6 protein-coding genes are annotated in these 6,604 nt (G+C 63.2%); 1 reads left to right on the top strand and 5 read right to left on the bottom strand.

Annotation, left to right across the window (positions count from 1 at the left end; genetic code table 11):
• Positions 1-68 precede the first annotated feature (68 nt).
• The 4 genes from manB to IRZ31_RS03075 are packed head-to-tail and all read right to left on the bottom strand — an operon-like array spanning position 69 to position 4,384.
• Positions 69-1,439 carry a phosphomannomutase CpsG gene (manB, locus tag IRZ31_RS03090; protein WP_297149420.1) on the bottom strand — a complete coding sequence of 457 codons (1,371 nt, stop codon included), beginning with the start codon at positions 1,437-1,439 and terminating at the stop codon, positions 69-71.
• Positions 1,436-1,999, bottom strand: a complete 564-nt coding sequence (locus IRZ31_RS03085) for a GNAT family N-acetyltransferase (protein ID WP_297149419.1) — start codon at positions 1,997-1,999, stop codon at positions 1,436-1,438. Before IRZ31_RS03085 ends, manB begins: the two co-directional genes overlap by 4 nt.
• The gene (locus IRZ31_RS03080; protein WP_297149417.1) at positions 1,996-3,177 is read right to left on the bottom strand and encodes a phosphopentomutase; all 1,182 of its coding nucleotides are present in this window, start codon (positions 3,175-3,177) and stop codon (positions 1,996-1,998) included. The genes IRZ31_RS03085 and IRZ31_RS03080 overlap by 4 nt, the downstream gene beginning before the upstream one ends.
• 10 nt (positions 3,178-3,187) lie before the next feature.
• The gene (locus tag IRZ31_RS03075) at positions 3,188-4,384 is read right to left on the bottom strand and encodes a 6-phosphofructokinase (protein WP_297149422.1); all 1,197 of its coding nucleotides are present in this window, start codon (positions 4,382-4,384) and stop codon (positions 3,188-3,190) included.
• A gap of 342 nt (positions 4,385-4,726) precedes the next feature.
• On the opposite strand from IRZ31_RS03075, the gene IRZ31_RS03070 reads away from it, so the two are divergent.
• Positions 4,727-5,683, top strand: a complete 957-nt coding sequence (locus IRZ31_RS03070; RefSeq protein ID WP_297149415.1) for a nucleoside hydrolase — start codon at positions 4,727-4,729, stop codon at positions 5,681-5,683.
• 275 nt (positions 5,684-5,958) lie between these two features.
• Here the strand turns inward: IRZ31_RS03070 and epsC are convergent, their stop codons facing one another.
• Positions 5,959-6,585 carry a serine O-acetyltransferase EpsC gene (gene epsC, locus IRZ31_RS03065; protein WP_084658381.1) on the bottom strand — a complete coding sequence of 209 codons (627 nt, stop codon included), beginning with the start codon at positions 6,583-6,585 and terminating at the stop codon, positions 5,959-5,961.
• Positions 6,586-6,604 lie beyond the last annotated feature (19 nt).

The raw sequence follows: 6,604 nt of genomic DNA, 5'->3' as shown, positions 1-6,604 counted from the left end.
AAGAGGGCCATCCTCATCGGCCTCTCCTCTGCGTTTATGTCAGGCTGGCCCTGACTCGTCAGCGGCCTTTAGGAGCGGATAAAGGCCAGCAGCTCATCGCGCTTGGCCTCCATCAGCTCGCGCGTATTGGCCTCCACATTCAAGCGCAGGAGCGGCTCCGTATTTGAAGGCCGCACATTGAACCACCAGTCGCCGAAATCGAGCGTGATGCCGTCGAGCCGATCGACCGAGCGCGCCTGTGGGCCATAGCGCTCGACCAGGGCCTCTAGCTTCGCCTGGACATCGCTGACGCGGCTGTTGATCTCTCCGCTGCGCACGCGCGTATTGAGTGGCCGAATCAGCTCCGAGAGCGGCTTATTCTCGATTGAGACCAGTTCGAGCAGCAGCAGGAAAGCGATCAAGCCGGAATCGGCGAACCAGTTGTCGCGGAAGTAGAAATGGCCCGAGTGCTCACCGCCGAAAATGGCGTTCAGCTCGCGCATCTGAGCCTTGATGTAGGAATGCCCCACGCGCGTGCGCACGGCTTTTCCACCCAGGCGCTCGATCAACTCGGGCACGCTACGTGAGACAATCAGGTTGTAGAGAATGGTCGATCCGGGATGCTTACGCAGGAGACTTTGCGCTACCAGGGCGGTCACCATTGAGCCGTCGATGACGTTGCCCTGCTCGTCGACGGGGAACATGCGATCGGCATCGCCATCGAAGGCCGCGCCCAGATCGGCCCCTACCTCGCGGACCTTGCGCTGCACATCGACCATGTTTTCCGGCTCAATTGGACTGGCTGGATGGTTCGGGAAGTGGCCATCCAGCTCGAAGTAGAGCGGGATCAGCTCGCAAGGCAGATGCTGGAAGACGCGAGGCATGATCATGCCCGCCATGCCATTGCCGGCGTCGATGACCACCTTAAGCGGCCTGATCTTGCTCACGTCGATGAAAGAGAGGGCGTGCGCCACATAGTCATCGGTCACGTCGCGCTGGATGACCTGGCCCTTGCGCTCCGGCTCAGGGAACTGGCCGCGCAGCGCCAGATCGCGGATCTCGGCCAGACCGCTATCCAGGCTGATCGGGGCCGCCTGGGCGCGACAGAATTTCATGCCATTGTACTCGCCTGGGTTATGAGAGGCGGTGATCATCACGCCCGCGGGATAGTTGAACTTGCCCACGGCGAAGTAGAGTTCGTCAGTGGTGGTCAGCCCCAGGTCGATGGCATTGACGCCCTGGTCGGTAATGCCACGCATCAAGGCCGCGGCCAGGGCCGGCGACGAGAGGCGCATATCGCGCCCAACGGCGATCTCCGGCACCGCCAGATAGAGGGCGGCAGCTCGTCCGATGATGTAGGCCGCCTCGTCGGTCAGATCGCGGCCATAGATCCCGCGCACGTCGTACGCTTTAAAGATGCCTGGATCTACTGGTCTCTGAGAAGTCGGTGTTGTACTCATGAGGCAGCGTTTTCCTCTGTTTTGACAATTTCCAGCAGCACCCAGGGGGCCCCGGTGCTGCGCGGATCGAAGATCTGGCCGACCTCCGTGAAGCCGGCCTTAGCAAAGGCTCGTCTGGCCGGTTGATTGGCCTGGGCTGTTTCGGCGTAGACGCGCACCAGGCCGAGCGTCTCGAAGAGATAGCGAACCAGCGTACGGATGGCCTCCGGGCCGTAGCCCTGGCCCCAGCGGCTCTTCTCGCCGAGGCCGAGGCCGATCTCGGCCTGACGCAGGCGATAGTCCAGATTGAAGTAGGTGATGGTGCCGATAGGAACGTGATGCTCGTCCTCTATGATAAACCAGAACTGGCGTCCATTGCCTATCACGTAATTGCGCTCGAAGATCGGCAAAAACTCCTCCAGGGTCTCCGAGTAGGGCCGATGGGGGTCGTAGCGCCACACCTCGTCATCGCGCTCCCAGGCGAAGACCAGGGGAGCGTCGCTCTGCTGTGGGCGGCGCAGATAGACGCGCTCCCCATGCAGTAGCGGATAGGAATCGTTACGCAGTTGTCGATCGGTCATAGCAGTCCCAGTTCCTGTGCAAAGCTGGTGCCGGCGGCCAGCGGCTCAACGCCGAAGGCCTGAGCGATGGTCTGTCCTAAATCGGCGAAGGTGGCGCGCACCCCCAGGTCGAGGCCGGGGCGCACGGCTGGTCCATAGGCCAGCAGCGGTACCTGTTCGCGCGTATGGTCGGTACCGCGATAGGTCGGATCAACGCCGTGGTCGCCGGTGAAGAAGATGGCGTCGCCCGGCTGGAGGCGCTGACGCACGACGCCGAACCAGCGGTCGACCTCGCGCAGGGCCTGAGCATAGCCCTGGCTATCGCGTCGGTGGCCCCAGAGCTGGTCGAATTCGACCAGGTTGACAAAGAGCAGGCCAGTAAAATCGCGCTCTAGCCAGCGCAGCGCGGCCTCCATGCCAGCGCGATTGGTCTCGGTATGCTCGCTGGCGGTCAGGCCCCGTCCGGCAAAGAGATCCTCGATCTTGCCGAGGCCAATGACGGCATAGCCGCGGGCCTGCAGATGGTCGAGGAGTGTAGGGCCGGTGGGGGGCAGCGAGAAGTCGCGCCGGTGCTCGGTGCGCACGAAGTGGCCGGGCGTACCGGTGAAGGGGCGAGCGATGACGCGTCCCACAGCGTGCTCGCCCACCAGCAACGAGCGTGCGATCTGGCAGAGGTGATACAGCTCTTCCAGGGGGATAACATCCTGGTGAGCGGCGATCTGGAAGACGCTGTCGGCTGAAGTATAGACGATTGGATAGCCGGTGCGCAGGTGTTCCTCGCCCAGCTCCTTGATGATCTCGGTGCCCGAGGCCGGCTTGTTGCCCAGGACCTTGCGCCCAATGGCTGCCTCGAAGCGAGCGATCAGCTCGGGCGGGAAACCATGTGGATAGGTTGGGAAGGGCTGGCGCAGGATCAGCCCGGCGATTTCCCAGTGGCCGGTGGTGCTATCCTTGCCGGCTCCCTGCTCGCTCATGCGGCCCCACGAGCCATCGGCGTCGGCCCGTGGCGGCGTGCCCAGGATCGGCGTGATGTTGCCGAAGCCGGCACGACCCAGGTTGGGTAGCTCCAGCCCGCCGACGGCCTGGGCGCAGTGTTCTAACGAGCTGGCGCCCTCATCGCCGTAGGCCGCGGCATCAGGATTGGCTCCGGCCCCAACGCCGTCCAGTACAACCAGAATTGCGCGTTTCAGTGACCCCATTGTCTTTCTTTCACCTGACCTTTATGGGCGCAAGCTGCGCATAGCGCGGTGGAAGCTCACCCAGCAATGGCAGCGCATAGTGTCGAAATGCTTCTGTGATCATCGTACCGCTTTCGTCGAGATACTCGGCTGGCAGACAGCGCTTCTCATTGGCGATAGAGGCCAGCGGGGCCAGGCCGGTCGTGCAGCGATAGACAGGTCCCTCCTCGCGCTGCAAGGTTACCATCTGATCGCTGTATCCTGCAAGCGCAGCCAGGACGCCCTGGCGCCCGACCAGCAGCGCCTCCGCGCGATCGACCGGCGAGACGTAGGCGCTGGCCATGCGCTGCAAATCGCCGGGCTTATCGAAGCGTGCCCGCAGACCGAGCTGGCTTCTGACTGATTCTACCAGATATTGGGCTGCGCCGCTCAGCAAGGGATGGCCAAAGGCGTCGACTCCCAGAGCGCCCAGGCTGCCCAGCGAGCGCCCGCTCTCGTCGCGTACCGTTTCGGCCACTACGACGACGACGTAGCCCAGCCGGCGCTGGATGGCCTCGACACGGGCCAGAAACTCGCTCTGGCGGAAAGGACGCTCGGGCACCAGGATCAGGTGCGGCGGATCGCTCTCGTCCTCCTTGAGCAGCGCTGAGGCCGCGGCCAGCCAGCCAGCATCGCGCCCCATTGTCTCGATGATCTTGACAGGATAGTGCCAGGGAATAGAGGACGTGTTGAGGCTTGAATCGAGCGTTGCCAGGGCGATGAAGCGGGCGGCGCTGCCGTAGCCGGGACAGTGATCGGTCAGTGGCAGGTCGTTGTCAATGGTTTTGGGAATGCTGATCGCCTGCAGCTCGTAGCCGCGGTCTTGGGCAGCGAGAGCCAGGCGATGGAGCGTGTCCGCCGAATCGTTGCCGCCAATGTAGAGCAGATAGCGGATCTCGTAGCGACGCAGCAGCGCTAAAGCATGCTCCAGATCCTCATCGCGCAGCCGATAGCGGCAGGTTCCCAAGGCCGCAGAGGGCGTCTCGCGCAGGCGCGGCCACAGCTCTGCTGGCTGGCGACCCAGGTCGATCAGCTCCTCTTTGAGGAAACCCTCGATGCCGTGGAGCATGCCGTAGACATTGGCCACCCGCTCACTCGCCAGCGCGGCCTCCACAGCTCCAACCAGGCTGGCGTTGATCACAGCGGTGGCGCCTCCTGACTGGCCGATGAGCAGGTTGGCGCGGGCCATCTTCGTCAAGCAAACCCCCCAAAACGAGTTGTTCTGCGGCCATTATAGCAAGAGGAGCGCGCGAAAGATACTCTCCCCAGGTGGGCGACGAGCTGGAGCACAGGCAGGCCGCGGCGACCGCCCCCACTCGCTCCCGTCTAACTCCGCTCCTTTGTTGGAGGAAGTGGTACAATCGTTCTGTCTGCCGCAGCAGGAAGAAGGAAGGAAGCGGCAGTCGCTCAACGCCCTGGAGCCGCTCCTCTGGGTGAGAGTGGCGCTGAGCGGGCCGAACTCTTCCACTCTCCTGTGCTCGGTCGACGAAGAAGAGCGCGCCCTTGCGATAGGACAGAGAGGGGAACTGCGATGGAGAAGAAGCAGAAGATCATACTCGACTGCGACCCGGGGCACGACGACGCGATCGCCTTGCTGCTGGCGGCGCGTCACCCGGGGCTGGAGTTGCTGGCCGTCACCACGGTGGCTGGCAATCAGACGCTGGAAAAGACCACGCGCAACGCGCTCAGCGTCTGCACTCTGGCGCACATTCGCGATGTACCGGTAGCCAGGGGCATGGCGCAGCCGCTCGTGCGGGAGGCGCGTTATGCCTCAGATATTCACGGCGAGTCAGGTCTTGATGGGCCGGCCCTGCCAGAGCCCGAGCGGGAAGCGGTGCCCGAGCATGCCGTCGATCTCATCATCGATCTCGTGCGCAGCACGGACGATGTGGTGCTGGTGGCCACGGGACCGCTCACCAATGTGGCCAGCGCCATCACGCGCGAGCCTGCCATTCTCTCGCGCCTCAAAGGTCTCTATTTGATGGGCGGCGCCATTGGCCTGGGAAATGTCACCCCTGCCGCCGAATTCAACATCTACTTCGATCCCGAGGCGGCGGCCATCGTCTTTAACAGCGGCTGCCCGATCACTATGATCCCGCTGGAGGTCACCCATCAGGCTCTGGCCACGCCGGCGATCCTTGAGCGCCTGCGCAGCCTTGAGCGTCCTGTGCCGTCCTTCGTCTGCCAGTTGCTCGAATTCTTTGGCGCTACCTATCGTCAGGTCTTTGGTTTCACGGCTCCGCCGGTGCATGATCCCTGTGCAGTAGCGGCTCTGATCGATCCGACCCTCGTCAACCAACACAGCATGTACGTTGCGATCGAGACGCGCGGCGAGTACACCCTGGGACGAACCGTCTGCGATGTCTATGGGGTGCTGGGCCGGCGGGCCAACGCCTGCGTTGGCTACGGACTCGATGCGCCCCGTTTCTGGGAGCTGCTGATTGAAACCCTGGCGAGCTATGGGGAGGAAAGTGCCAGCGAAGGGTGAACGATCTGCGTGGTTGAGGCCACAGCTGGTCGGCGTGCCAGGCTCGGCAGTCGCAGCGACCCGGCCCGGGAAGCGGCAGAGGAAGGAAGGAAGAAAGAAAGAACGCGGGCGGGCGGTGGGTGCCAGGCCAGGCCCGCCCGCTTCAACAGGGAGAGAGAGCCTGTTTTCGTAGCGAGATTGCCTGGCCGGTCTGGCCAAGTGAGCCAGGACGGTCAGCCGATTGGTCGAATAGGCGGCAGACCAGACCTGACCAGGCGCACTGCTCGCGGTCGAACTTAAATCTGATAATCCATCTCCCAACCCTGGGTCAGTTCCTCGTGCTTGGCCAGAGGCTCGCCACTCTTCACCAGCAGCTCAGCTGGCTTGGCTGCCACCACGGAATTGGGCGGCACCGATTCGAGTACCAGGGCCATTGCGCCGATCTTGCTTCCACGCCCGATCGTAATTGGCCCCAGAATAGCGGCCCCCACGCCGATCGTTACATCATCCTCGATGGTTGGATGGCGCTTCTGCTTGCGCCCAGGACCTGGACGCCACCAGCCGGTGGCGCCGAGCGTCACCTGGTGATAGAGCATGACATTGTTGCCGATCTCGGCAGTCTCGCCGATCACTACGCCAGCGCCGTGATCGATGAAGAAGCGCTTCCCGATCTTGGCGCCCGGATGTATCTCGATGCCGCCGGTGACGAGGCGCGCGAACTGCGAGATCAGGCGAGGAATGACGGGGATATGCAGATTATAGAGGAAATGCGCGATGCGGTGAAAGAAGATGGCCCACAGCCCCTGGTAGAGCAACGCCTCAAAAATATTGTTACAGGCAGGATCTTTCTCAAAGATCACATCGATGGCGTCCGGCCAGCGCGTGCGCTTGCGCGGCGTGCTGCTGGGCGCCGGAATCAGCATGCCAGGCGGAACCTCCGGC

The organism is Thermogemmatispora sp., from assembly GCF_019683635.1.
In the GTDB taxonomy this organism is placed as follows: Bacteria; Chloroflexota; Ktedonobacteria; order Ktedonobacterales; family Ktedonobacteraceae; genus Thermogemmatispora.
Note: the sequence above shows the minus strand (reverse complement) of the source record. Positions and strands in the feature narration are given on the sequence as shown.